We start from the raw sequence: 24,251 nt of genomic DNA, 5'->3' as shown, positions 1-24,251 counted from the left end.
GGCGGGCCGCTTACTTCGACGCAAGCCCCATCTCGTCGCGTACCTTCGACACGTTGTCGCGCGTCGCGAGCATGCCCGTCGTCAGTGTCAGCGCCGGCGGTGCCTTGCCCTGCGTGATCCACGTGTACATCAGGTCCGAGGTTTCCTCGCCGTGGCGCTTCGGGCTGATGATCACGGTGCCGTAGAAGCCCGTCGGCTGCGGCTTCTTGAACTCGTTCAGCGCCGAATCGGAACCGCCGATGCCGATGCCGATCATGTTGTCAGCCTTGAAGCCGCGCCCTTCGGCCGCGCGTACCGCGCCGAGCACGGCCTCGTCGTTCAGGCCGTACGCCACCCAGTGCTTGAACTGCGGGTTCTTCGTGAGCGCGATGTTGGCCGCGTTGAATGCGTTTTCCGTGTCGGTCTTCGCCTGCGGCGCCGCGATCACGTTCGCCTTCGGGAAGCCGGCGGCCACCAGCGCATCGGTCGCGCCGCTCGTGCGGTCATGCGCGGTCGGCAACTGCTCGTAGGTGATGTCGATCGCGCCGACGTCCTTCATGTCCCAGCCGCGCTTCTTGATCTCGGCCGCGATGCCGTCGCCGACCTGCTTGCCGATGTTGTACGCGGAGATCCCCATGTGCGGCACGGCCTCGATCGGCTTGCCCGCGCCGTCGACGAGGCGGTCGTCGACCGTCATCATCTTCAGGTTGTGCGACTTCGCCTTCGCGACGATGCCCGGCCCGAGCTTCACGTCGGGCGTGCAGATGATGAAGCCCTGCGCCTTCTGCGCCGACAGGTTGTCGATCGCGCTCATCACCTTCTCGCCGGACGGCGCGCCGATCTTCACGAGCGTGAAGCCCTTCTGCTTCGCGGCCATCTCGGCGAACTTCCACTCGTCCTGGAACCACGGCTCTTCCGGCTGCTTCACCAGGAAGCCGATCTTGACCGGGTCGGCCGCGTGCACGACCGGGCTCCCCATCACCACCGCGGCCGCGGCGGCCAGCGTTACGAACGTTCTGCGTTTCATCTCCAGTGTCTCCTTGTCTTCATCGAACAGGATGCAGCCGCTTGTTGGTTTCGACGCAGCGTGCGCGCGGCCGTCGCACGTGCGGTCTTTCGAATCGTTGCGTCAGTCGTGGTACAGCGCCGCACGCCCGCCGTCGACGGTGATGCATGCGGCATTGATGAACGGCGCCTCGTCGGACGCCAGGAACACGGCCGTCATTGCGACTTCCTCCGGCCGGCCGATGCGCTTCGTCGGCTGCAGCGCGAGCGTCTCGGCGCGCGCGGCAGCCGGATCGGGCTGCGCGTCCCACCAGTCGCGCGTGAGCTGCGTCTCGATGTAGCCCGGTGCGATCGCGTTCACGCGCACGTTGCGCGCCGCGTATTCGATGCCGAGCGCGCGCGTGAGACCGAGCACGCCGTGCTTCGCGACCGGGTACGGAAAGCAGCCCGGGATGATCCGGAATGCGTGCGTCGACGCGATGTTCACGATGCTGCCGCGACCGCGTTCGACCATCCCCTCCAGCGCCGCGCGGCACCCGTGCCACACGCCGTCGAGATCGACCGCGAAGCAGCGGCGCCAGTCGTCGTCGGTCATCGTCAGCGGATCGGCGAATACGTTGATGCCTGCGTTGTTCACGAGCACGTCGAGCGGGCCGAATGCCGCCTCGGTCTGCGCGAGCGCATCGCGTACCGCATCCTGCCGCGCGACGTCCGCCTGCAGCGGCAGCACGCGCGCGCCGTCGAATTCGCGCGCAATCGCGGCCGCCGTGTGCTGCACCTGCGCGAAGTCGAGATCGACGAGCGCGACGGCCGCGCCCTCGCGAACGAATGCGCGGGCGATCGCGGCGCCGATGCCCCGGCCCGCGCCCGTCACCATCGCGACCTTGTCCGCGAGGCGGCGCATCATGCGGCTCCGCCGCGCGCGACGCGCAAGCCGGCCTGGAACGCGCGTGCGTTCGCCGCCGTCGTGTCGGCCGACTGGCCGGGCCGGAACAGCGCCGAGCCGAGCCCGAAGCCGTTCGCACCCGCGTCGAGGAACGGCGCCATGTTGTCGGGCGAAATTCCGCCGACCGGGATCAGCGGCACCGCACGGTCGATCACCGCGCGCCATGCCTTTACGACGACCACGCCCAGTTGCTCGGCCGGGAACATCTTCAGGACGTCGGCGCCGTTCGTGAGTGCCGCGAACGCTTCGGTCGGCGTCGCGACGCCCGGCGCGCTCGCCAGGCCACGCTCGCGGGCGCGGCGGATCACGGCCGCGTCGCTGTGCGGCATCACGATCAGCGCGCCGCCCGCATCCTGCACACGGTCGACGTACTCGGCACGCAGCACGGTGCCCGCCCCGACGATCGCGTCGTCGGGCAGCGCGCGCCGCAGCGCCGCGATGCTGTCGAACGGATCCGGCGAGTTGAGCGGCACCTCGACGATCCGGAAGCCCGCTTCGTACAGCGCATGGCCGTGGTCGGCCGCTTCGGCGGGCATGATCCCGCGCATGATCGCGATCAGCGGGCACGCGTCGAACGCGCGCATCAGTGCTGCATGGGGCGCGTACGGCGCGGGTAACGTAAGGTCGGACGACATCAGGGATTCCTCTGCAATCGTTTCATGGGTTGGCGCAGACGGGCTCGCCGTCCGCGCTCACGAGCCCGGCGCGCGACGCGATCCGCCACAGGCCACGCTCGGTTGCATGCGCGACGACCTGCGCGTGCGTGTGGCCGAATACCTGCAGCGCATCGACGTAGCGCGCACACAAAGCGGCGGCGCCGATCAGCAGCAACGGCTGGTCCGCGAGCGCGACGCCGCGCTCCGCGAGCATCGCATCGAGCGCGTTGAGCTCATGGCCGATCAGCAGGCCCGACAGGTAATCGCCCTGCGCATCGGGCGCAAGCCGGTCGGTCAGCCCGAGCGTGCGCGTGCTGAAAATCGTCGCGAGCAACCCCGTGCGCTGCGCACCGCGTGCAACCGACACGCCGCGCAAGAACGCAGCGCGGTCGGGTGAGGCACCCACGCGCATCGTGCGGCCGAGAATCGTGTGGTCGCGCAACACCGCGAACAGCTCGCCCGTCATGAAGGTCTGAAAACGTTCGATCAGCCCGTCCTTCACCCACGCCCATTTCGCATGCGTGCCCGGCAAGCCGATCAGTACCCCTGAACGATCGGCGCCAAGCATCGGATCGCTCGCGAGTGCACCGAATATCTGCGTTTCTTCGCCGCGCATCACGTCGGGCAGTTCGCCCGTCGCAATCACGCCCGGCACGATCGAGACCGTCGCGCCACGCGACGTCGTCACCGTGATGAGGCCCGCGACGAGCGCGTCGGCACCGGCCGGCACCGCAACGTACGGCGCCTCGCGCCAGCCTTGCGCGCTGCCGACCATCCCGGCGGCGAGCACCGGCAGGCCCGGCGTGCGGTCGAGCCAGTCGCCGCACGCTTCCTCGAATACGGCGTCGAACGCACGCGGGCCGCCGCCCGGCACCTGCATCACGCCCGCCGCGCGGCTGCGCGTGTCGAGCAACGCACCGTGCGCGTCGTACAGGTAAGCACGCAGCGACGTCGTGCCCCAGTCGAGCGCGATCAGCGACGGGGTGGCGGAGCTGGCATCCGGAACGGGCCGGGTCGAATTGCTCATCGTTTGATCCTGCGGGTACCCTGCGGCGGGCTCCAGCCCAGTTCCGCGGAAATGGCTCGCGCTTCGCGCTGCACGAGTGGAATCAGTTCGTCCATCCGGTCGTGCGGCATGTACGGAATGGTGCTTGCGACCGACACGGCCGCGACGACCGTGCCCGACGCATCGCGGATCGGTGCGGCCACGCAGCGGATCGACGCCTCGTTTTCCTCGAGGTCGAACGTATAGCCGCCGGCCGCGTAGTGGGCCATGCGCTGCAGGAACGCGCTCGTCTCGGGCCGGTTGTCGGGCTTGAAATTGACGCCGGCCAGCGCGCGCCGCGCGGCTTCGAACAGCGAGCGCCACAGGTCCGGATCGAGGTCGAGCATCATCGCCTTGCCGATGCCGGTCGACGCGAGCGGCATCCGGTGACCGACGCGCGAGCGCATCTCGAGGCCGCGCGTGCCGGGAATCTTGTCGATGTACAGCACGTCGTCGCCGTCGCGCACGCCGAGGTGGATCGTGTCGAGCGTCGCTTCCGCGAGCGCTTCGAGATGCGGCCGCGCCACCGCGGTGAGCGGCATCTGCTCGAGCGCGATCGTGCCGAGCTCGATCAGCTTCGGGCCGAGCAGGTAGCCGCCCTGCACCTGGCGCAGGTAGCGCGCCTGCACGAGGCTGCTGACGAGACGGTGCGTGGTGCTGCGCGTCGTCCCGAGCGCCGCGCCGATCGCACGCATGTCGCGCGCGCCGTTCGCGATCGCCTCGAGGATCGCGAGACCGCGCAGCAGCGTCTGCGTGCCGGCCTGCTGCGCGGCGAGATCCAGCGGCGTACTGGTCGCGCCGATGCTGTCGGTCAGCGATACATCGTCCGGCGTCGCGCGCCGGGCGTCGAGGGTAAGGGAATCGGGCATCTTGGTCATGGAACGGGCTTCTTCAACGGAATCGGTGAAGCCGCTCGCGCGGCGCCGGAACGGGGTTCCGTGCTGCGGCGTGGCGGCGGTCGATGCACCGAGTAAAGCGCCCGGCGAACTTCATGGAAGGTGTCTCCGTGTGCGACGGGCGCCGCGCGATGCGTGGGTCCGAAGCTGTCGATGTGCTTCGGATTGTAGGAGCGCACGCACTCGTCTCCAATATTTGAATGCGTTGTCCAGATAATGAGAATTCAGCAAATGCCGGCGGCAGGTGCGACGCAACGGCCGCACCATGAACACGGGGGCGGAACCCGCCATGTCGCAGGTTCCGCCCCCGTTTGCCCACGATACGCCGCGCTTACTGCTGGCTGCTCGTGCTGCGTGCCTGCATGTAGCGCTGCACGTCCGCGAACGACACGCGGCCGCTGCCGCCCGCGTCGATCTGCCGGAAGTGGTTCGCGACATAGCCGAGGCCAGCCGCACGCGCCTGCGATTCGGTGATCGCACCCGTGTTCTGCGTATCGGCCGCGCTGAACTGGCTCGCGAGCTTGCGCACCACCTGCGCATGCAGCGCGGCGCCCGTCGTCTGCGTGCCGGCGGTCGCCTTTCGAGCGGCCGGCGGCACGTACGGATCGCCGAGCTGCGCCTGGCGCGCACGCGCCGGTGCGGCGGCGTCGCTCGCCTGCGCGAACGTGGATACGGATACTGCGGCGCCGGCGCAAGCGAGCGCCGCGGCAACGACGATGAAACGTTTCTTCATATCAGGCTCCAGTCTGGAATGAGGTCGTCGACGGCCGGCGAACGGCGCCACCGCGGGCGCCCGTCGCCGGCCCGGCGCAGCATCAGTGCGCGGCCGCGTTGTAGAAGGTCACGAGGTCGGCTTTCTCCTGCGGACGCGACGTATCGTCGAGATAGACCATGTGTCCGCCCTGATAGTCCTTGATCGTCAGGTTCGGTTGGGTTCCGAGCCGCGCGAGGTCCAGCTCGGTCTGGTAGAACGGCGTCGCGATGTCGTGATACCCGTTCAGCGACAGCACCTTCAGTTGCGGGTTCAGCGTCAGCGCCGCTGCCAGGTCGGGGATCGTGTCGGGCATCGCGAGCCCGTCGTGCGTCCAGTCCCACGTGTTGATCGCATTGCTGCTCACCGAATAGGCCGACTGCGCGGTGTACTTCAGCTCGTTCGGCAAGTAGCTGCCGATCGTGTCGGTGAACGGCTTCGTGATGAACGAGCTCGACGGATCGCCGTCCGCCGCGAGCGGGCTCGACACGGGCACGTTCACGCGCGCGTCGTAGCGGCCGATCAGCGTGCCCGGCACCAGCGACAACTGGAAGCTGTTGTCGAAGAAGGTCGGGATCACGTTGAAGTTCGCATTCCACAGCGACTGCTTCACGCCGGTCGAATTCACCATCGTCGTGACGAGGTTCGGCGGCGGCGGCGTATGGCTCGCGAGGTACGCGTTCACGGCGGGCGCGTAGCTGCCGGCCGTCAGCAGGCGCATCTGGTCCGCGTACTGCGGCAGGCTCGACGGGTTCGGATTGTCGAGCTGGTAGTACGCGCCGACGGTCCCGTACGACGGCACGAAGCCCGCGCAGCTCACCGGGCTCGATCCGTTGTTCGAGTTGCCGATGTAGTCGCTCGCCATGTCGCAGTTCGTGTTGTAGTTCAGGATCGACGACTGCAGCACGACGCCGTCGAGCTTCACGCCGGCCGTCTCCAGCAGGTTCGCGAGCACGTCGGTGCGCGGCGTGCCGTACGATTCGCCGAACAGGTATTTCGGCGAAGCACTGCGCTGGTTCACGGCGAGGTAGCGCGTGACGAAATCGCGGAACGCGCCGCCGTCCTGGTCGACGCCCCAGAACGTCTGGTTCGTGTTCGGTGCGATCGCTTCGGAGAAGCCGGTGCCGATCGCATCGACGAACACGAGGTCGGTCGTGTCGAGCAGGCTTTCCTGGTTGTCGACGAACGGGAACGTCGACGTGTTCGCATTCGGGTCGCCCGTCTGGATCCGGCGCGGGCCGAACGAGCCGAGGTGCAGCCATACCGATGCCGAGCCCGGGCCGCCGTTGTACAGGAACGTGACGGGCCGCTTAGCCGCGGGCTGGTTGTCGGCCGTGTAGGCGACGTAGAAGAACGACGCTTCGGGCGCGCCGGTCTGCGGATTGCGCGCGACGAGGTGGCCGGCCGTGGCCGTGTACCGGATCGTCTTGCCGTTCAGGGTGATCTGGTGATGCGTGACAGCCGCTTTTTCGACCGCGGCGGAGGCGTCGAGCGACGCGTTCGCGCTCGACGAATAACTATTGGGATCGTTGTACGCCCTGTCCACCTGACTGGCGGGATCGGCTGAATTGTCGGCGCTCGCAGCAGCGGACGATGTCACGTCGTCGTTGCAGGCCGTCAGAATCAGCGAAGAAAACACCACCCCCAACAACAGCTTCGCTTTGCTCGCTGGCATCGTTGCTTTCCTTCTCTCGGATGTTTTTTGTGTCGAGCAGCCGGATAAGCCGCCCCCCGCCTCGATTGCGGCCGATAAGCCGAGGCGCTGGCCAATATACGCGAGCCCGTCAGCTTTGAAAAATTTTGAAATATTTGGCTGGCGGAGGGTGCGGCGCACACCTTTCAGGAATGCTTCGAATCGTGAAACGTTGCATTTCACGTTGCTTTCAGCGACTTTCGCGTTTACCCGTGGTGACTAAAAAAAGCGGATTTCGTGCCATATCGGCAAACAAAACCACACGGTCGCGGGCATTGCTCAGTAAAGCGAAATAGACGAATTCGTCTAAAGGATGTGGCCCGAAATGCGCGCGACATGAATGCGCTGCAGCGCACCAATGGCGCACGGGCGACGGAACGGACAATGCGACGGCGCGCTCGCGCCGTTCACTCCGATTGCGGCAGCTCGGCCGCGCCCATGCGGCGCGCGATGACCGCCGCGCGCTGCGCCTGGTAGGCCGAACCGCGATGCGCGTCGAACCAGCGCGGCTTCGGCAGCATCACCGCGAGACGCGCCGACTGCCATGCGCCGAGCCGGCTCGCAGGGATCTTGTAGTAATAGCGTGCGGCCGCCTCGGCGCCGTACACGCCGCGGCCCCACTCGATCGAATTCAGATAGATCTCGAAGATGCGCTCCTTGTCGAGCACCGCTTCGAGCATCCACGTGATGATGAGCTCCTGGCCCTTGCGGATGTAGCTCTTCTCGCGCGACAGGAACAGGTTGCGCGCGAGCTGCTGCGTGATCGTCGAACCGCCCGCGACAATCTTGCCGCGCGCCTTGTTCTTCTCCCACGCCTGCAGGATCGCATCGACGTCGTAGCCGTTGTTGGTCGCGAAGGTCGAATCTTCGGAGGCAATCAGCGCGCGCTTCAGGTTGCGCGAGATCTGGTCGTACGGCACCCACTGATGCTGGATCTGCGCGGGCGGCGTGGCGCGCGACAGCCACCACGCGTCGGTGCGCATGAACGCGGTCGAGCCCGGGTTCACGAACGACCACAACGCGATCTGCGCGAGATAGAACAGCTGCGTCGCGAGCCACGCGCCCGCGAACACCGATCCCGCATAGACGATCCAGCGAGCGAGGCTCACCGGTCGCGTGCGCTGCGTGTCGCTCACCGCCACCACGTGCCGCGCTCCGGTCAGCTCGCCGCGAGCGCCTGGCGCAGCGCGGCCAGCACCGGTGCGCCGTCCGGCCGCACACCGCGCCAGATGAAGAACGATTCGGCCGCCTGTTCGACGAGCATCCCGAGCCCGTCAGCCGTGCGCGCGCCGAGCGACGCCGCATGCTGCATGAACACAGTGGGCTGCGCGCCGTACATCATGTCGTACGCGAGCGTGCCCGCGCCGAACGCGGCTACGTCGCATTCCGGCAGGGCGGCATCGAGGCTGCCGGCCGTCGCGTTGATCACCACGTCGTACGGCTCCGCGCGCACCACGTCGGGACCGCCGCCCGCGAGCGTGCAGCCCGCATCGTGCGCGGCCTGCATGAACTGGCCGACGAGCGCCTCGGCCTTGCTCGCCGTGCGGTTCACGATCGTGATCGACAGCGGCGCACGGTCGAGCAGCGGCAGCACGACGCCGCGCGCCGCACCGCCCGCGCCGAGCAGCAGGATGCGTGCGCCCGCGAGCGACACGCCGAGATTCGCTTCGATGTCGCGCACGAGGCCGACGCCGTCGGTGTTGTCGCCGTGGATACGGCCGTCGGCATCGATGCGCAGCGTGTTCACCGCGCCTGCCGCCGCCGCGCGCGGCGACAGCGAATCGGCCAGTGCATGCGCTTCGAGCTTGAACGGCACCGTCACGTTCGCGCCGCGGCCGCCTTCGGCGACGAAGGCGCGCACGGCGGCTTCAAAGCCGTCGACCGGCGCGAGCCGGTGCGCGTAGTCGATCGCCTCGCCCGTCTGCGCGGCGAACTGCGCGTGGATGAACGGCGACTTGCTGTGCGCCACCGGGTTGCCGAACACGACATAGCGGTCGGCGCCGCTCGTCGACGCAATCGCGTTCATGATGCGCGCCCCTCTTCGCTCTCGTTGCCGCCCGCGGCTTCGCCGCCGGCACCTGCGTCCGCGCTGCCGGCTTCGGCCAGCGCTTCCGCCTCGGTTTCCGCCGACGCGTCTTCCGCGTCGACCAGCGTGTCGTCGCCGCCTTCGGCGTCATCCTCTTCCTCGGCCGCGTCGCCGCTCGTCACGGCCGGCGCATCGAGCACGTTCAGCAGCCGCACCGACGCTTCGATCGTCAGCTCGTCGAGCGACATCACGTCAAGCAGCACGCGCGTGCCACGCGCATGCACACCGAGGCCCGGCACATGCAGCAGCAACGGAATTTCCTCGAGGCGCACGAGATCGCCCTTCACGACGCTCGCGACCACGTGCTTCTTCTGCTCCTGCGCGAGCCAGCGCAGGCACCAGAAGTACTCCATCCGGCGCTGGTAGTCGGCGTAGGCCGTGTAGGTGTCGTCGAAGCCCTGAACGACCGCGTACAGGTCGGCATCCTTCGGCTTGAACGGCGCGGCGAGCTTCGCGGTGACGCCATGCTGCACGCACGCGAGCAGCTGCCACTGGTTCACGAGGTCGACGTAACGGCGCAGCGGCGACGTGCTCCACGCGTACTGCGGCACGCCGAGGCCTTCGTGCGGCGCGGCCGTCGTCTGCATCCGCGTGCGCTTCGGGCCCGGTGCGCCGAAGCCGCGCTGCGAGCGATAGATGCCCGGCACCGTGTGGTCGTGCAGGAACGCGCCCCAGGTCGAGTTCGCGAGGATCGCAAGCTCCGACACGATCAGGTCGAGCGGCGACCCGCGGCGGCGCGGCGTGATGGACACCTGCTCGCCTTCGACGTAGAAGTTGTAGTCGGTGTTGCGCTGCACCTCGCGCTTCAGGCCGTAGCCTGCGCGCGCGACCTGGCGCTTCTCGAACAGCGCCTGCGCGAGCGGCCACAGCACGGCGATGTCGTCCTTGTGCGGATACTCGCCGGTGCCGGCCGCGAGCGTCTCTTCGTTGACGAGCTCGTCGAGCGTGTTGTGGCGCAGGTTGTTCTTCACGAACACCAGCTCGGCGCGCGTCTCGTTCGCGACGATGTCCTGCGTTTCGCGGTTGACGATGATGTACAGCGACAGCGCCGGACGGTAATCGCCTTCCTTCAGTGTGAACACGTCGACGACGTCGTCCGGCAGCATCGTGATCTTGTCGCCCGGCATGTAGACGGTCGACAGGCGCGTGCGCGCGATCGCATCGACCGCGTCGCCGCGCACGATGCCGAGCGCCGGCGCCGCGATGTGCACGCCGATCCGCACCCGGCCGTCCGACAGATGCTCGACCGAGAACGCATCGTCGATTTCCGTCGTCGTGACGTCGTCGATCGAGAACGCCTCGACGTTCGCGCGCGGCAGGTCGTCCGGCAGCGCGCCGACCGTGACGGGCGGAAAGCCCGTGCCGTGCGGGAAGAATTCCGCAAGGAAGCGCGCCTCGTGCAGCGCACGCGGCGACGCGATGCCGCCGCAGTCGAGCATCAGACGCGCCGGCGACACGCCACGCGCGCCGGCCGCCGCTTCCATCGCCTTGTATTCGATCGCGTTCTTGTCCGGCCGCGTCAGCAGCCCGAGCACCTTGCCCGCGAACGCTTCCGGCAGCTTGCCGGCCTTCAGTTCCTCTTCATACTGCGCTTGCACCAGCGCCTGCTGGCGCTTGCGCTCGAGCGACGCGAGCGCCATCTTGAGCTGCTCTTCCGGCGCGCGCTGGTACTGGCCGCGACCCTTGCGGCGGAAGTAGACGGGCGAGCCATGCAGCCGCAGCACGAGCGCCGCGCGCTCGACCGGGCCATAGGTCGTGCCGAAGTACTCGGCGGCCAGCGCCGTATAGGCAAACTCGTCGGCCGGCGCGCATTCCCACAGAAAATCCAGATCGATCTGCTGCGCGGCCGTGTCGGCCTCCTGCATCAGCTCGCCCGCGGCCGGCTTCTCGAATTCGATCAGCACGTCTTTCGCGCGTACCTTTGCCCGCCGCCCGCCGGGCAACTCGACCTGAAATGCATCGCCCTGGCGCGACAGCACGCTGCCCGCCTTGAAACTGCCCGATTCCTCGAAGAAAACGTTCACTCAGTACTCTCGTTCAGACTGCCCGGCGCCACATTGGCGGCGCCGCATGATGATGGGGATTCGATCGGCACATGGCCGGTTCAAGACGTCTTTTCGTCGCAAAAGGCGAGAACGTCGTCGACATAGTCGGCAAATTCGCTGATCCCGTGATCGCTGCCGTCGATCACGCGGGTTTTCGCGCCCGGGTAATGGGCCAGCATCTCGCGATAATCGAGCACTTCGTCACCGGTCGCCGCGAACAGATAGTAGCGTTCGGCGCGCGTGATCGCCGGCACGCGCAGCGCGTCGAGCTCATGCAGGTGACGGCGTTCGACGACGATCGTGCCGCCGCCGTGGTACAGCGGCTGTTCGCCCAGATGCTGCTCGAGATCACGTTGCGGCACGATGGCCGGATTCAGCAGCACGGCCTTCCAGCCGTGCTTTTCGGCCAGCCACGTCGCGTAATAGCCGCCGAGCGAGCTGCCGACGACGGTGACGTCGCGCGCACCGGCCACCTCGGCTTCCGCGACCGCGATCGCCTCGAGCGGCGACACCGACAGCGACGGGCACCGCCACTCGTCGGTGCGGCCGAGTTCGGCCATGCGCGCGGCGAGCTGCCGCGACTTCTGCGATTCTGGCGACGACCGGAAACCGTGCAGATACAGGATCACGTGCGGCTCCCGAGCGCATCGAGCAGCTTCTGGTGCACGCCGCCGAAGCCGCCGTTGCTCATCACGAGCACGTGGTCGCCAGGGCGCGCGGCCTCGACCACCGCCTTCACCAGCAGATGAAGATCGTCGAACGCGCGCGCGTGATCGCCGAGCGGCGCCAGCGCTTCGGCGAGATTCCAGCCGAGTGCATCGCGCCCCGTCGGGGCGCCGTAGCCGAACACGAGATCGGCATCGGCGAGGCTGGCCGGCAACTGCGACTTCATCACGCCGAGCTTCATCGTGTTCGAGCGCGGCTCGAGCACGGCGAGGATGCGGGCATTCTGGCGGCCGATGCGCGCACGAAGGCCGGCGATCGTGGTTTCGATCGCAGTCGGATGGTGCGCGAAATCGTCGTAGACGGTCACGCCGTCGACGCTGCCGCGCACTTCCATGCGGCGCTTCACGTTGCGGAACGACGCGAGCGATTCGGCAGCCTGCGCGGGCGGCACGCCGACGTGGCGCGCAGCGGCAATCGCCGCGAGCGCATTCATCCGGTTGTGATCGCCCTGCACCTGCCACGCGACTTCGCCGACGCGCTCGGCCTTCGAGTACACCGCGAAGCGCTCGTCGACCGGCACGCCGTCCTCGGCCGGCAGCGCCTGCCAGCCGCCGTCGACGCCGAACCGCTCGACCTCGCTCCAGCAGCCGCGCGCCAGCACGCGCTCGAGCGCGTCCGAGCGGCCGTTCGTGACGATCCGGCCGACGCCGGGCACGGTACGCACGAGATGATGGAATTGCGTCTCGATCGCGGCGAGATCCGGGAAGATGTCGGCGTGATCGAATTCAAGGTTGTTCAGCACCGCCGTGCGCGGCCGGTAGTGGACGAACTTCGAGCGCTTGTCGAAGAACGCGGTGTCGTACTCGTCGGCCTCGATCACGAAGAAGCTCGAATCGGTGAGCCGCGCCGACACGCCGAAGTTCAGCGGCACGCCGCCGATCAGGAAGCCCGGATTCAGGCCCGCGTCTTCCAGCAGCCACGCGAGCATCGACGACGTGGTCGTCTTGCCGTGCGTGCCCGCGACCGCGAGCACCCATTTGCCGGCCAGCACGTGCTCGCCCAGCCACTGCGGGCCCGACACGTACGGCAGGCCGCGATCGAGGATCGCCTCCATCAGCGGATTGCCGCGCGTGACGACGTTGCCGATCACGAACAAGTCCGGTTTCAGGTCGATCTGTTCGGCACCGTAGCCCTCGATCAGCGTGATGCCCTGCGCCTCGAGCTGCGTGCTCATCGGCGGATAGACGCCCGCGTCGCAACCCGTCACCGTGTGGCCCGCCTCGCGCGCGAGTACGGCGAGACCGCCCATGAAGGTGCCGCAGATGCCAAGAATGTGGATGTGCATAGAGATGAATGCTTTCGCGCCGCCGGGCGCCGTCGATTCGGAAAGGATGTGTGTGCGGTGCGCCGGACGAGCCGCGCGACCGGCGCCTGGCCAACGACTTTTGCCGCGACACAAAGATGGCTATTGTAACTGACGGCCCGCGCTGCCCGGCGGCCCGAACGATGCAAGCGAACGCCGGCCGCGTGCCGGATAGCAGCCCGCCGCACCCGCGCTCGGGCGCTTCGGCGATCGAGTATGATTGCCGGATCATGTCTCGCAAATCCCTTCTCGACCCGTGGCGCGTCCGCGAGGAAATCGCCCAATCCGCCGCCCGCCTGATCGCGGAGGACGGCCTCGACTACGCCGGCGCGAAACGCAAGGCCGCGCGCCAGTTGCTGGGCGATTCGCGCGTTGCCGGCGAATGGCTGCCGGATAACGACCAGATCGAGGAAGAACTGCGCGAGTACCTCGCGCTGTTCCAGAGCGACACGCAGCCGGACGAACTGCGCCGCCTGCGCGAGATCGCGCTCGACTGGATGCGCCGGCTCGCCGAGTTCCATCCTTATGTGACGGGTGCCGTGCTGAACGGCACCGCGAACGCCCATTCGGATATCCATTTGCAGGCATTCACCGACAACCCGAAGGACGTCGCCATCTACCTGCTGAACCAGAACGTCCAGTACGACGTATCCGAGACGCGGCACTTCGCGGGCCGCGCCGACGTCGAGACGCTCAGCTTCCTGTGGCGCCCGCGGCGCGACGTGGATGCGATCGGCATCCATCTCGCGCTCTATGCGAGCGACGACCTGCGCGGCGCGGTCAAGGCCGACGCGCGCGGCCGCGTCGCCCGCGCGGATGCCGCCGCGCTGCGTGCGCTCGTCGAAGCAGGCAAGACCCCTTCCGAACCGGAATGATTCAACGATGATGATGAAACGCATGTTGGCGCTCGCGGTCGTCGCGGCCGCCGCCGTTGCCGGCGGGCTCACCGCCGGCCATTGGTTCCGCGGCAGCGCCGACGACGGCGTCGCCGTCGCCGCGCCCACCGCGCAGGGCAACCCGGTCGAGCAGTTGTGGGCGTCGTCGCTGACGGGCACCGACGGCAAGCCGGCCACACTGGCCGCCTTCAAGGGCCAGAAGGTCGTCGTCAATTTCTGGGCGTCGTGGTGCGGCCCATGCGTCGAGGAGATGCCCGAGCTCGTCGCGCTGTCACACCAGTACAAGCAGAAAGGCATCCGTTTCATCGGGATCGGCGTCGATTCCGAGCAGAACGTGAAGAACTTTCTGCAAAAGGTGAAGGTCGACTATCCGGTCTTCGTCAGCGGTTATGCAGGCGCCGATCTGGCCCGTAATTTTGGAAATACTGCCGGCGCGCTGCCGTTTACGGTCGTGATCGACGAAACCGGCAAGATTCGCGAGACAAAATTGGGACAAATCCAACCGGCCGAGCTGAAAAAGACGCTCGACGCGCTGTAACCGGCCCGAACGGCGGCCCGCAAGTTGGCGGCGATTTGCCCGTCGATCGCCGCAATTTCGCGTGAATTCGCCGATACTTTGCATCCATGCCGGTAATTCTTGCAGGTCCGGCGCGCCCGGCCGTTCGGCAAAACTAGACAAATTTCTCTAAATAGCGCTAAAGTTCGCGCAATTCCGCAGAAATAGAAGCGACCATGACACGATTGCTGGTGCTGCACGGCCCCAACCTGAACCTTCTCGGCACCCGGGAACCGGAGGTGTACGGCCGCGTCACGCTCGCACAGATCGATCAGGCGCTTGCCGCGCGCGCCGGGGAAGCCGGTGCCGAGCTGTCGTCGTTCCAGAGCAACCATGAAGGTGCGCTGGTCGACCGCATCCAGGCCGCGCGGGAGGAACAGACCGATTTCATCCTGATCAATCCGGCCGCGTATACGCACACGAGCGTCGCGATCCGGGACGCGATCGCAGGCGTTGGCATCCCGTTCGTCGAGGTTCATCTGTCGAACGTCCATCGCCGCGAAGCGTTCAGGCACCACTCCTACTTTTCCGACCAGGCCGAAGGTGTCATCTGCGGGCTCGGCTGGAAAGGTTATCTGTACGCGCTCGAGTACGCGCTGGACAAGCTGCAAGGCACGTCGCGCGGCTGATTTCGCGATCTAGATTCAGCGCCGGCCCCTAACCGGCGCTTTCACGTATTGAAAGGGGAATTCCCGATGGATCTTCGTAAGCTGAAAACTCTGATCGACCTCGTTTCCGAATCCGGCATCTCCGAGCTGGAAGTGACGGAAGGCGAAGGCAAGGTGCGCATCGTCAAGAACGCGCCGCCGGTCTACGTGCAGCCGACGGCTGGGTATGCCCCGCAAGTCAGCGCGCCCGCTCCGTCGGTCGCGCTGCCGACCGAAGGCGCTGCCGCGCCGGCCGCGGGCGGCGCTGCCGCACCGGCCGTCCCGCAGGGCCACATCGTGACGTCGCCGATGGTCGGCACGTTCTATCGCGCACCGTCGCCGGGCGCGGACCCGTTCGTCCAGGTCGGCGACACGGTCAAGGAAGGCCAGACGATCTGCATCATCGAAGCGATGAAGCTGCTCAACGAGATCGAGTCGGACAAGGCCGGCGTGATCAAGGAAATCCTCGTCGAGAACGGCCAGGCCGTCGAATACGGCCAGCCGCTTTTCGTGATCGGCTAAGCCCGCCGCGCGGCCCCTGTCGGCCGCGCGCCGCCGATGCTCGCCAGGCGCCGTTCGCGCGCCCCTCGAAGAGACGAATACTCGCTATGTTTGAAAAAATCCTCATTGCCAACCGCGGTGAAATCGCGCTGCGCATTCAGCGCGCGTGCCGCGAGCTCGGCGTCAAGACGGTGGTCGTCTACTCGGAAGCCGACAAGGAAGCCAAGTACGTGCGCCTCGCGGACGAAGCCGTCTGTATCGGCCCGGCCCCGTCGAACCTGAGCTATCTGAACATGCCGGCGCTGATCAGCGCCGCGGAAGTCACCGACGCCGAAGCGATCCACCCCGGCTACGGCTTCCTGTCGGAGAACGCCGATTTCGCGGAACGCGTCGAGCAGTCGGGCTTCACGTTCATCGGCCCGCGCCCGGAAACGATCCGCATGATGGGCGACAAGGTCACCGCGAAGCAGACGATGATCAAGACCGGTGTGCCGTGCGTGCCGGGCTCGGAAGGCGCGTTGCCGGACGATCCGAAGGAGATCGTCAAGATTGCGCGCGCGATCGGCTATCCGGTCATCATCAAGGCGGCAGGCGGCGGTGGCGGGCGCGGGATGCGCGTCGTACACACCGAGGCCGCGCTCGTCAACGCGGTCAACATGACCCGCGAGGAAGCCGGCCGTGCGTTCGGCAACCCGCAGGTGTACATGGAGAAGTTCCTCGAGAACCCTCGCCACATCGAGATCCAGGTGCTGTCGGACGCGTACAAGAACGCGATCTGGCTGGGTGAACGCGACTGCTCGATGCAGCGCCGCCACCAGAAGGTGATCGAGGAAGCGCCGGCGCCCGGTATTCCGCGCCGCCTGATCGACCGCATCGGCGACCGCTGCGCGGACGCGTGCAAGAAGATGGGCTACCTCGGAGCCGGCACGTTCGAATTCCTGTACGAAAACGGCGAGTTCTACTTCATCGAGATGAACACGCGCGTACAGGTCGAGCACCCGGTATCGGAGCTGATCACGGGCGTCGACATCGTGCAGGAACAGATCCGCATCGCGGCCGGCGAGAAGCTCACGCTGCGCCAGCGCGACATCCAGTTCCGCGGACATGCGATCGAATGCCGGATCAACGCCGAAGATCCGTTCAAGTTCACGCCGTCGCCGGGCCGGATCACGTCGTGGCATACGCCGGGCGGCCCCGGCGTGCGCGTCGACTCGCATGCCTACAATGGCTATTTCGTGCCGCCGAACTATGATTCGATGATCGGCAAGCTGATCACCTACGGCGCGACGCGTGAACAGGCGATCCGCCGGATGCGCATCGCGCTGTCGGAAATGGTCGTCGAAGGCATCCAGACCAACATCCCGCTGCACCGCGAGTTGATGATCGACTCGAAGTTCGTCGAAGGCGGCACCAGCATCCACTACCTCGAAAACCGGCTCGCGCAGAAGCAGCAGGTCGCACCGGAAGAAGCGTAAGCATGAGCTATCGCGAACTCGTCGTCGAACTGGCCCGTGAGCATGCGGAGGCGCTGTCCGACGCGCTGCTCGACCTCGGCGCGCTGTCGGTGTCCGTCGAGGACGCCGACGCCGACACGCCCGACGAACAGCCGCTCTTCGGCGAGCCGGGCCTCGTGCCCGACCGCACCGCGTGGCAGCACTCGCGCGTGGTCGCGCTGCTGTCGGCCGACCATGAGCCGGCCGTGCTGCTGGCCGCGGCTGCAAACGAGATCGGCATCGCCGAAACGCCGAAGTTCGTCGTCCGCGAAGTCGAGGAACAGGACTGGGTGCGGCTCACGCAATCGCAGTTCGAGCCGATCCCGATCGGCGAGCGGATCTGGGTCGTGCCGTCGTGGCACGATGCGCCCGATCCCGATGCGCTCGTCCTCGAACTCGATCCGGGCCTCGCATTCGGCACCGGCAGCCACCCCACTACCCGCCTGTGCATGGAGTGGCTCGAACAGTCGGTTAAACCCGGCCAGTCGGTGCTCGACTACGGCTGCGGCTCGGGCATTCTCGCGATCCTCGCGAAGAAATGCGGGGCGAACCCCGTGATCGGCATCGACATCGATCCGCAAGCCGTCGAATCGGCGCGCCAGAACAGCGAGCGCAACCGTGCGGAAGTCACGTACGGGCTGCCCGACGCATGCCCGGACGGTGAATTCGACATCGTGGTCGCGAACATCCTGTCGAACCCGCTGAAGCTGATGGCGTCGATGCTCGCATCGAAGGTCAAACCGGGCGGGCGCATCGCGCTGTCGGGCGTGCTCGCGCGCCAGGCGGACGAAGTCGCCGCCGTCTACGCGCGCTACGTCGACATCTCGGTCTGGCGTGAACACGAAGGTTGGGTATGCCTTGCCGGAACCCGGCGCGAAAGCCATTAGAATAGCGCTGTCCTTCACTCTGGCCAGCAGGCCGCCCGGCTCGACATGCTTCTTGCGACGCGCTGCCCTCATTGCGAAACCGTCTTCCGGCTGCAGCAGGAACAGCTCTCGCTGCATGAAGGGTTCGTGCGCTGCGGCCATTGCCACGAAGTCTTCAACGCGTCCGAATCGCTCGTCCCCGAGCATGCGCAGCAGCCCGAACCGGCACTGACCGAAACGGCTGCGGCGCCGGACGACGACGCACACCATCCGGCCCCGCCCGCTAGGCTGTTCAACGTCGACGCCCCGGCCGGGTCGCCGTCCGACTCCGACTACAAGCCGGAAGGCTGGGACATGTGGGCGCCGTGGCTCGACGCAGGCGTCGATCCGTCGCTGCAGCACAGCGTCGAGACCGTACGCACCGAGCCTTTGGTACCGCTCGCGCTCCCGTCCACGGAAGCCGGCGTCGTTCACCTGTCGGGTACGCCCGCGCCGTTCCCGTCCCCGACCGAACTCGACGCATCTTCGACTGACGTCGCGCTAACGGCCGAACCGCATTCGCAGCAGACGGAACCCGACACCGCCGCCTCGCCCGCGCCAGTCGAGCGCGATCCGCGCGAGCCCCGCTTCGTCGCCCATGTTCCGTCGGAACCGGAAGCCCCCCCCGAAGCCGCCGAACCCGCCGGCCACGCGCACTTCACCGTGCCGGACGACGACCGCGCGCCGCGCGAGCCGCGTTTTGCGTTCACACCGGCACCGGCCGTCACCGAACCTGAACCCGAAACCGGATCCGAGCCCGGTGCGTTCACCGCGCATGACAAGACCGCGCCCGCAGCCGGCGAGCCGGCCGCACCGTTCCCGGCCGCACTGAACGACGACGATCGCCCGCACTTCGCCGTCACGCGCGAGACGCGCGCGCCGCAGCAGCGCGGGATGCTCGGCGGTTTCTTCGGCGGCCTCGTCGCCGCGGTGCTGGCCGTGCTGCTCGTCGCGCAGCTCGCGTGGTGGCAACGTGAAACACTGATGATCTACTGGCCCGTCACGCAGGGCTGGTTCCGGCAGGCCTGCGCGCCGCTCGGCTGCACGGTCGCGCCGCCGCGCGCGATCGACGGCCTGCGGCTCGACGCAACCGATCTGCGCCAGCTCGACGGGCCGCGCGAACTCGAATTGAAGGTACCGCTGACGAACCGCTTCCGCGTCGCGCTCGCGTATCCGTCGCTCGAACTTACGCTGCTCGACGACACCAATCACGTGACCGTGCGCCGCGTGCTCGCGCCGCGCGACTACGTGCGCCCGGGCACGCCGATCGACGCCGGGCTGCCGCCCGGCACCACGCAGACGATGGTCGTTCGCCTCGAAACGAACGGCACGCCTGCGTCGAATTTCCGCGTCCAGATCTTCTATCCGTGACGCGCCGCGGCGCGCGCATGCGCGCCCGTCTCAACCCGCGCGCCTCGAACGGCGCGCTATTTCGGAGCACGAACATGAGCAAAGTTACGCTGGGTGGCAACCCGATCGATCTCGCCGGCACGTTCCCGGCCGTCGGCGCCCAAGCCGCCGATTTCAAGCTGGTCGGCAAGGACCTCGCCGACCTGTCGCTCGCCAGCTTCGCCGGCAAGCGCAAGGTGCTGAACATCGTGCCGAGCCTCGACACGCCGACCTGCGCGACGTCGACCCGCAAGTTCAACGAAGCTGCATCGTCGCTCGACAACACGGTCGTGGTCGTCGTGTCCGCCGACCTGCCGTTCGCCGCCACGCGCTTCTGCACGACCGAAGGCCTCGAGAATGTCGTGACGGCATCGACGTTCCGCACCGGCCGCGCGTTCGCGAACGCATACGGCGTCGACGTGACGAGCGGCCCGCTGAACGGCCTGACCGCACGCGCGGTCGTCGTGCTCGACGCGCAGGACAAGGTGATCCACGCGGAACTCGTCGGCGAAATCAAGGACGAGCCGAACTACGACGCAGCGCTCGCCGCACTGAAGTAAGCTTTCTACCGCTTTCCCCTGCCGCGCCGCGCCCTTCGCGCGGCGTTGTCGCGCAGGGTCCCTCATTTCTACAGGAACGCACACCTTGGCTACGCTGATTTGCGGCTCGATCGCCTACGACTCCATCATGACCTTCGAAGGGCGGTTCCGCGAGCACATCCTGCCCGACCAGGTGCACCTCATCAACCTGAGCTTCCTCGTGCCGACGATGCGCCGCGAATTCGGCGGCTGCGCGGGCAACATCGCGTACGCGCTGCACCTGCTGGGTGGCGATGCGCGCGTGATGGGGACGATGGGCGCGCTCGACGCGCAGCCGTATCTCGACCGGCTCGACCAGCTCGGCCTGCGCCGCGACCACGTTCGTGTGTTGCCCGATACGTATACGGCGCAAGCGATGATCACGACCGATCTCGACAACAACCAGATCACGGCGTTCCACCCGGGCGCGATGATGCAGTCGCACCTGAACCATGCGGGCGACGCGCCGGACATCAAGCTCGCGATCGTCGGCCCGGACGGCTTCGACGGGATGGTGCAGCACGTGGAAGAGCTCGCCAAGGCCGGTGTGCCGTTCGTGTTCGACCCGGGCCAGGGTCTGCCGCTGTTCGACGGTGCGACGCTGCGCCGCAGCATTGAACTTGCGACCTATGTAGCGGTCAACGACTACGAGGCGAAGCTGGTGAGCGACAAGACGGGTTGGTCCGAAGATGAAATCGCCAGCCGGGTCGACGCTCTCGTCATTACGCGTGGCGAACATGGCGCGACCATCCGCCACAAGCAAGGCACGGAGCAGATTCCTGTCGTGCCGGCCGAGCGCATCGCCGATCCGACCGGCTGTGGCGATGCCTTCCGCGGCGGTCTGCTGTACGGCATCGAGCATGGCCTCGACTGGGCAACCACGGGGCGCCTCGCGAGCCTGATGGGCTCGCTCAAGATCGCCCACCAGGGGCCCCAGACTTACGTACTGACGCGCGCCGAAATCGACGCGCGCTTCGAGACTGCATTCGGTTACAGTCTCAAATGAATATTGTGGGAGAGCAAAGATGTTGATGAAAAAAACCCTCACGCTCGCGGCCATGCTGACGGCCACGCTGACGCTCGCCGGCTGCTTCACGGCACCCGGTTCGGCCGATGTCTATAGCGTCGGCCAGGCGCAGCGCGAACAGACGGTCCGCATGGGCACGGTCGAAAGCGTCCGCGCGGTACGCATCCAGTCCGACGGCGGCGGCAGCGCGATCGGCACGCTCGGCGGCGGCGCACTCGGCGCGGTCGCAGGCAGCGCGATCGGCGGCGGCAAAGGCTCGATCCTGACGGCAATCGCCGGCGGCCTCGTCGGCGCGGTCGCGGGTAACGCGGTCGGCGAAAACCTCAGCACGGCGAACGGTGTCGAAATCACCGTGCGCCTCGACAACGGCGATCTGCGCTCGATCACGCAAGCGGCAAGCGGCGAAGCGTTCCGCGCCGGCGAGCGTGTGCGATTGCTGTCGAGCGGCGGCGTCACGCGCGTCACGCACTAACCGGTATCCTCAGCGCGCGGCGCAAGCCGCGGTCGAACGCATGTGCGAAGCTGCACATGCGTTTTTTTTCGTCCGTACTCGCCGCAGTCGGCGTACGGGCAGCCGGCGTACGCCCCTCGACGCCTCGGCGAATGCGGACGAAAAAAATCCCGCCACCTGAGCCAGATGGCGGGACTGATTGAGTAGCGCTACTCAACCCACGGACACCACGTGAGTGTCCGGGTGGTGCTGGTCAGCCGTGATTACGGACGGCTGCCGGTCGGGAACGGCCATGCAGCTGCCGGGTTGAGCGCGGTCTTCGCGCCCGATGCCGGCGCAACCGATGCGGTCGACGCGGTCGTTGCCGGCGCAGCCTTCTTCACGACGGCCTTCTTCGGAGCAGCAGCCTTCTTCGGGGCAGCAGCCTTCTTCGCCGGAGCAGCAGCCGCCTTCGCAGGGGCAGCCTTCTTGGCAGGCGCAGCCTTCTTCGCAGCGGCCTTCTTCGCAGGCGCAGCCTTCTTGGCAGCAGCCTTCTTGGCAGGCGCAGCCTTCTTGGCAGCAGCCTTCTTCGCCGGCGCTGCCTTCTTCGCAGCAGCCTTCTTCGCCGGTGCTGCCTTCTTCGCAGCAACCTTCTTCACTGCGACTTTCTTGGCTGCAACCTTCTTCGCAGCGGCCTTCTTCGCCGGTGCCGCCTTCTTCGCAGCAACCTTCTTCACTGCGACTTTCTTCGTTGCGACCTTCTTGGCTGCAACCTTCTTCGCAGCGGCCTTCTTCGCCGGTGCTGCCTTCTTCGCAGCAACCTTCTTCACTGCGACTTTCTTCGCTGCGACCTTCTTCACTGCAGCGGCCTTCTTCGCCGGAGCAGCAGCCTTCTTCGCAACGGTCTTCTTGGCAGCAACCTTCTTAGCAGCCGGTTTCTTCTTGGCAGTAGCCATGTTGTTCTCCTTCAGGTTCAGATGAGAGTCAGTTCAAACTACACCCTTCGTCAAAACCCGCTTCCCGCGGACGCTGTTCAGGACGTGCGCTTCGAAGCGGGCTATTCATCGGCGTACGCGGATACCACGCGCTTACGCTAATGAATACGGTATGGCGCGCGTGACCACTCGGCCTCGCGCGCCAAATCAAGTCGGTAGCCGGCGCACCTCGCGCCGCTACCCCTAATCGCTTGATCAAGCGGACCGCCACACGGCCGTCCGCTTTATCCGGAGGGAAGTTTGCCCATCCCACTGAAGGGTTCGCAAAGTGCCGGTCGTATCGTTGGGCCGTTGAGGCACCGGGCATGCTTTGCATCAGGCGTTCTTGCTCCTAAACCTTGGGCCGGCGCCGAGAGGCCACCGGCTGCTCACATCACGTGACGGGTTCGCTGCTGCGGGTTATTCCCAGGACAGCGCGCCCCCCGTCTGATACTCGATCACACGCGTCTCGAAGAAGTTGCGTTCCTTCTTCAGGTCGATCATCTCGCTCATCCACGGGAACGGGTTTTCCTCGTTCGGGTACAGCGGATCGAGGCCGATCTGCTGGCAACGGCGGTTGCTGATGAAGCGCAGATAGCTCTTGAACATCGACGCGTTCAAACCCAGCACGCCGCGCGGCATCGTGTCTTCGGCGTAGCGGTATTCGAGTTCGACAGCCTGCTTGAACAGCTCGCGGATCTCGGCGCGGAATTCCGCGGTCCAGAGATGCGGATTCTCGAGCTTGATCTGGTTGATCAGGTCGATGCCGAAGTTGCAGTGCATCGACTCGTCGCGCAGGATGTACTGATATTGCTCTGCAGCACCCGTCATCTTGTTCTGGCGGCCGAGTGCGAGGATCTGCGTGAACCCGACATAGAAGAACAGGCCTTCCATGATGCAGGCGAACACGATCAGCGACTTCAGCAGCTTCTGGTCCGCTTCGAGCGTGCCGGTCTTGAAGGCCGGATCCGTCAGCGTGTGGATGAACGGAATCAGGAATTCGTCCTTCGCGCGGATCGACGTGACCTCGTGGTACGCGTTGAAGATCTCGCCTTCATCGAGACCGAGCGATTCGACAATGTATTGGTACGCGTGCGTGTGGATCGCTTCCTCGAACGCCTGGCGCAGCAGGAACTGCCGGCACTCGGGCGCCGTGATGTGGCGGTACGTGCCGAGCACGATGTTGTTCGCCGCGAGCGAATCGGCCGTCACGAAGAAGCCGAGGTTGCGCTTCACGATGCGGCGCTCGTCCTCGGTCAGACCGTTCGGGTCCTTCCACAGTGCGATGTCGCGGGACATGTTGATTTCCTGCGGCATCCAGTGGTTCGCGCAACCGGCCAGATACTTTTCCCACGCCCACTTGTACTTGAACGGCACCAGCTGATTCACGTCAGTCTGGCCGTTGATGATGCGCTTGTCGGCGACATTGACCCGCGCTTCCGAACCGCCGGCGGGAACAGCCGATGCTTGCGGCGGCACCGCAAGATCGCCTTCGAAAATGTCACGGACCTGATGGGCGGCAGGCGTTGCAGCCTGCATTCCGACAGCCATCCCGGCGGAGGTGCGCATCGCGTTTTGCTGCGCTCCGCTCGCGGGGGTTACGGCAGTCTTCTCGTCATCCCAGTTGAGCATAAATTCTCACCATCAATTTAGAACGGTTTGTACCATCTTTTCCTGAGCGATAAAAGGGTTCGCTCACGAAAAATCCTTTTTTCGATTCGCCT

Annotated in this window: 25 protein-coding genes; 10 read left to right on the top strand and 15 right to left on the bottom strand. The window is 66.6% G+C overall.

The annotated features are described in order from the left end of the window. Positions 1-10 precede the first annotated feature (10 nt). The 12 genes from U5809_RS23915 to mpl all read right to left on the bottom strand — a co-directional run bounded on the left by U5809_RS23915 (position 11) and on the right by mpl (position 13,113). The gene (locus U5809_RS23915; protein WP_176050898.1) at positions 11-1,006 is read right to left on the bottom strand and encodes an arabinose ABC transporter substrate-binding protein; all 996 of its coding nucleotides are present in this window, start codon (positions 1,004-1,006) and stop codon (positions 11-13) included. 102 nt (positions 1,007-1,108) lie between these two features. Beyond that, positions 1,109-1,888 (bottom strand): SDR family oxidoreductase, encoded by a 780-nt coding sequence (locus U5809_RS23910; protein ID WP_322088382.1) that lies wholly within the window; start codon positions 1,886-1,888, stop codon positions 1,109-1,111. Further along, the gene (locus tag U5809_RS23905) at positions 1,888-2,565 is read right to left on the bottom strand and encodes a 2-dehydro-3-deoxy-6-phosphogalactonate aldolase (protein ID WP_322088339.1); all 678 of its coding nucleotides are present in this window, start codon (positions 2,563-2,565) and stop codon (positions 1,888-1,890) included. Before U5809_RS23905 ends, U5809_RS23910 begins: the two co-directional genes overlap by 1 nt. Before the next feature lie 22 nt (positions 2,566-2,587). Continuing rightward, complete coding sequence (locus U5809_RS23900; RefSeq protein ID WP_282506649.1) at positions 2,588-3,613, bottom strand: 2-dehydro-3-deoxygalactonokinase; 1,026 nt, start codon at positions 3,611-3,613, stop codon at positions 2,588-2,590. Further along, complete coding sequence (locus U5809_RS23895) at positions 3,610-4,509, bottom strand: IclR family transcriptional regulator (RefSeq protein ID WP_282506648.1); 900 nt, start codon at positions 4,507-4,509, stop codon at positions 3,610-3,612. Before U5809_RS23895 ends, U5809_RS23900 begins: the two co-directional genes overlap by 4 nt. Before the next feature lie 349 nt (positions 4,510-4,858). Then, entirely contained in the window at positions 4,859-5,260 is a 402-nt protein-coding gene (locus tag U5809_RS23890) for an EF-hand domain-containing protein (protein ID WP_322088338.1), read from the bottom strand. An 82-nt stretch (positions 5,261-5,342) separates the two neighbouring features. Beyond that, positions 5,343-6,953 (bottom strand): S10 family serine carboxypeptidase-like protein, encoded by a 1,611-nt coding sequence (locus tag U5809_RS23885; protein ID WP_322088337.1) that lies wholly within the window; start codon positions 6,951-6,953, stop codon positions 5,343-5,345. A gap of 425 nt (positions 6,954-7,378) precedes the next feature. Further along, on the bottom strand, positions 7,379-8,116 hold the full coding sequence (mtgA, locus tag U5809_RS23880; RefSeq protein WP_322088336.1) for a monofunctional biosynthetic peptidoglycan transglycosylase: 738 nt from the start codon (positions 8,114-8,116) through the stop codon (positions 7,379-7,381). 14 nt (positions 8,117-8,130) lie between these two features. Continuing rightward, entirely contained in the window at positions 8,131-8,997 is an 867-nt protein-coding gene (gene aroE / locus U5809_RS23875) for a shikimate dehydrogenase (RefSeq protein WP_322088335.1), read from the bottom strand. Then, entirely contained in the window at positions 8,994-11,081 is a 2,088-nt protein-coding gene (locus U5809_RS23870; protein ID WP_322088334.1) for an RNB domain-containing ribonuclease, read from the bottom strand. The genes aroE and U5809_RS23870 overlap by 4 nt, the downstream gene beginning before the upstream one ends. Before the next feature lie 80 nt (positions 11,082-11,161). Next, positions 11,162-11,731, bottom strand: a complete 570-nt coding sequence (locus U5809_RS23865; RefSeq protein ID WP_282506637.1) for a YqiA/YcfP family alpha/beta fold hydrolase — start codon at positions 11,729-11,731, stop codon at positions 11,162-11,164. Then, positions 11,728-13,113 carry a UDP-N-acetylmuramate:L-alanyl-gamma-D-glutamyl-meso-diaminopimelate ligase gene (gene mpl, locus U5809_RS23860; protein WP_176050907.1) on the bottom strand — a complete coding sequence of 462 codons (1,386 nt, stop codon included), beginning with the start codon at positions 13,111-13,113 and terminating at the stop codon, positions 11,728-11,730. The genes U5809_RS23865 and mpl overlap by 4 nt, the downstream gene beginning before the upstream one ends. A 248-nt stretch (positions 13,114-13,361) precedes the next feature. Between mpl and U5809_RS23855 the strand changes: the two genes are divergently transcribed. The 10 genes from U5809_RS23855 to U5809_RS23810 all read left to right on the top strand — a co-directional run bounded on the left by U5809_RS23855 (position 13,362) and on the right by U5809_RS23810 (position 21,595). Continuing rightward, a complete protein-coding gene (locus U5809_RS23855) occupies positions 13,362-14,006 on the top strand; it encodes a UDP-N-acetylmuramate--alanine ligase (protein WP_282506635.1) in 645 nt (214 codons plus the stop codon). A gap of 7 nt (positions 14,007-14,013) precedes the next feature. Further along, positions 14,014-14,565 carry a TlpA disulfide reductase family protein gene (locus tag U5809_RS23850; protein WP_322088381.1) on the top strand — a complete coding sequence of 184 codons (552 nt, stop codon included), beginning with the start codon at positions 14,014-14,016 and terminating at the stop codon, positions 14,563-14,565. Positions 14,566-14,759: 194 nt separating this feature from the next. Then, positions 14,760-15,212, top strand: a complete 453-nt coding sequence (gene aroQ / locus U5809_RS23845) for a type II 3-dehydroquinate dehydratase (RefSeq protein WP_282506633.1) — start codon at positions 14,760-14,762, stop codon at positions 15,210-15,212. A 66-nt stretch (positions 15,213-15,278) separates the two neighbouring features. Further along, positions 15,279-15,752: an acetyl-CoA carboxylase biotin carboxyl carrier protein gene (gene accB, locus U5809_RS23840; RefSeq protein ID WP_322088333.1), complete on the top strand. Its 474-nt coding sequence runs from the start codon at positions 15,279-15,281 to the stop codon at positions 15,750-15,752. Positions 15,753-15,838: 86 nt separating this feature from the next. Next, positions 15,839-17,206: an acetyl-CoA carboxylase biotin carboxylase subunit gene (gene accC, locus U5809_RS23835; RefSeq protein ID WP_124455338.1), complete on the top strand. Its 1,368-nt coding sequence runs from the start codon at positions 15,839-15,841 to the stop codon at positions 17,204-17,206. A gap of 2 nt (positions 17,207-17,208) precedes the next feature. Then, a complete protein-coding gene (gene prmA, locus U5809_RS23830) occupies positions 17,209-18,111 on the top strand; it encodes a 50S ribosomal protein L11 methyltransferase (RefSeq protein ID WP_034186386.1) in 903 nt (300 codons plus the stop codon). Positions 18,112-18,156: 45 nt separating this feature from the next. Beyond that, complete coding sequence (locus tag U5809_RS23825; protein ID WP_322088332.1) at positions 18,157-19,500, top strand: DUF3426 domain-containing protein; 1,344 nt, start codon at positions 18,157-18,159, stop codon at positions 19,498-19,500. 74 nt (positions 19,501-19,574) lie between these two features. After that, positions 19,575-20,078 (top strand): thiol peroxidase, encoded by a 504-nt coding sequence (tpx, locus tag U5809_RS23820; RefSeq protein ID WP_027783488.1) that lies wholly within the window; start codon positions 19,575-19,577, stop codon positions 20,076-20,078. 85 nt (positions 20,079-20,163) lie between these two features. After that, positions 20,164-21,102, top strand: coding sequence for a carbohydrate kinase family protein (locus U5809_RS23815; protein WP_322088331.1), 939 nt, complete (start codon positions 20,164-20,166; stop codon positions 21,100-21,102). A 19-nt stretch (positions 21,103-21,121) separates the two neighbouring features. Continuing rightward, positions 21,122-21,595: a glycine zipper 2TM domain-containing protein gene (locus U5809_RS23810; protein ID WP_282506630.1), complete on the top strand. Its 474-nt coding sequence runs from the start codon at positions 21,122-21,124 to the stop codon at positions 21,593-21,595. 242 nt (positions 21,596-21,837) lie between these two features. Here U5809_RS23810 and U5809_RS23805 read toward each other — a convergent pair whose 3' ends face one another. From U5809_RS23805 to U5809_RS23795, 3 genes are all read right to left on the bottom strand, one after another. Beyond that, positions 21,838-22,509: a histone H1-like DNA-binding protein gene (locus U5809_RS23805; protein WP_282506629.1), complete on the bottom strand. Its 672-nt coding sequence runs from the start codon at positions 22,507-22,509 to the stop codon at positions 21,838-21,840. Positions 22,510-22,537: 28 nt separating this feature from the next. Continuing rightward, positions 22,538-22,864, bottom strand: a complete 327-nt coding sequence (locus U5809_RS23800) for a hypothetical protein (protein WP_282506628.1) — start codon at positions 22,862-22,864, stop codon at positions 22,538-22,540. 83 nt (positions 22,865-22,947) lie between these two features. Further along, the gene (locus U5809_RS23795; RefSeq protein ID WP_014898151.1) at positions 22,948-24,159 is read right to left on the bottom strand and encodes a ribonucleotide-diphosphate reductase subunit beta; all 1,212 of its coding nucleotides are present in this window, start codon (positions 24,157-24,159) and stop codon (positions 22,948-22,950) included. Between the last annotated feature and the right edge of the window lie 92 nt (positions 24,160-24,251).

This window comes from Burkholderia sp. BCC1999 (genome assembly GCF_905339975.1).
Taxonomy (GTDB): Bacteria; Pseudomonadota; Gammaproteobacteria; order Burkholderiales; family Burkholderiaceae; genus Burkholderia.
The sequence above is the reverse complement of the archived record's forward strand: the minus strand, read 5'-3'. Positions and strand labels throughout refer to the sequence as shown.

Bases quoted from the DNA above. Each gene is read 5' to 3' on its own strand.
- U5809_RS23905 (WP_322088339.1), bottom strand. From the start codon at position 2,565: ATGTCGTCCGACCTTACGTTACCCGCGCCGTACGCGCCCCATGCAGCA.
- tpx (WP_027783488.1), top strand. From the start codon at position 19,575: ATGAGCAAAGTTACGCTGGGTGGCAACCCGATCGATCTCGCCGGCACG.
- accC (WP_124455338.1), top strand. From the start codon at position 15,839: ATGTTTGAAAAAATCCTCATTGCCAACCGCGGTGAAATCGCGCTGCGC.
- U5809_RS23915 (WP_176050898.1), bottom strand. From the start codon at position 1,006: ATGAAACGCAGAACGTTCGTAACGCTGGCCGCCGCGGCCGCGGTGGTG.
- U5809_RS23910 (WP_322088382.1), bottom strand. From the start codon at position 1,888: ATGCGCCGCCTCGCGGACAAGGTCGCGATGGTGACGGGCGCGGGCCGG.
- prmA (WP_034186386.1), top strand. From the start codon at position 17,209: ATGAGCTATCGCGAACTCGTCGTCGAACTGGCCCGTGAGCATGCGGAG.
- U5809_RS23810 (WP_282506630.1), top strand. From the start codon at position 21,122: ATGTTGATGAAAAAAACCCTCACGCTCGCGGCCATGCTGACGGCCACG.
- accB (WP_322088333.1), top strand. From the start codon at position 15,279: ATGGATCTTCGTAAGCTGAAAACTCTGATCGACCTCGTTTCCGAATCC.
- U5809_RS23825 (WP_322088332.1), top strand. From the start codon at position 18,157: ATGCTTCTTGCGACGCGCTGCCCTCATTGCGAAACCGTCTTCCGGCTG.
- mpl (WP_176050907.1), bottom strand. From the start codon at position 13,113: ATGCACATCCACATTCTTGGCATCTGCGGCACCTTCATGGGCGGTCTC.
- aroQ (WP_282506633.1), top strand. From the start codon at position 14,760: ATGACACGATTGCTGGTGCTGCACGGCCCCAACCTGAACCTTCTCGGC.
- U5809_RS23885 (WP_322088337.1), bottom strand. From the start codon at position 6,953: ATGCCAGCGAGCAAAGCGAAGCTGTTGTTGGGGGTGGTGTTTTCTTCG.
- U5809_RS23895 (WP_282506648.1), bottom strand. From the start codon at position 4,509: ATGACCAAGATGCCCGATTCCCTTACCCTCGACGCCCGGCGCGCGACG.
- U5809_RS23855 (WP_282506635.1), top strand. From the start codon at position 13,362: ATGTCTCGCAAATCCCTTCTCGACCCGTGGCGCGTCCGCGAGGAAATC.
- U5809_RS23900 (WP_282506649.1), bottom strand. From the start codon at position 3,613: ATGAGCAATTCGACCCGGCCCGTTCCGGATGCCAGCTCCGCCACCCCG.
- U5809_RS23800 (WP_282506628.1), bottom strand. From the start codon at position 22,864: ATGCAAAGCATGCCCGGTGCCTCAACGGCCCAACGATACGACCGGCAC.
- U5809_RS23850 (WP_322088381.1), top strand. From the start codon at position 14,014: ATGATGATGAAACGCATGTTGGCGCTCGCGGTCGTCGCGGCCGCCGCC.
- aroE (WP_322088335.1), bottom strand. From the start codon at position 8,997: ATGAACGCGATTGCGTCGACGAGCGGCGCCGACCGCTATGTCGTGTTC.
- U5809_RS23890 (WP_322088338.1), bottom strand. From the start codon at position 5,260: ATGAAGAAACGTTTCATCGTCGTTGCCGCGGCGCTCGCTTGCGCCGGC.
- U5809_RS23795 (WP_014898151.1), bottom strand. From the start codon at position 24,159: ATGCTCAACTGGGATGACGAGAAGACTGCCGTAACCCCCGCGAGCGGA.
- U5809_RS23805 (WP_282506629.1), bottom strand. From the start codon at position 22,509: ATGGCTACTGCCAAGAAGAAACCGGCTGCTAAGAAGGTTGCTGCCAAG.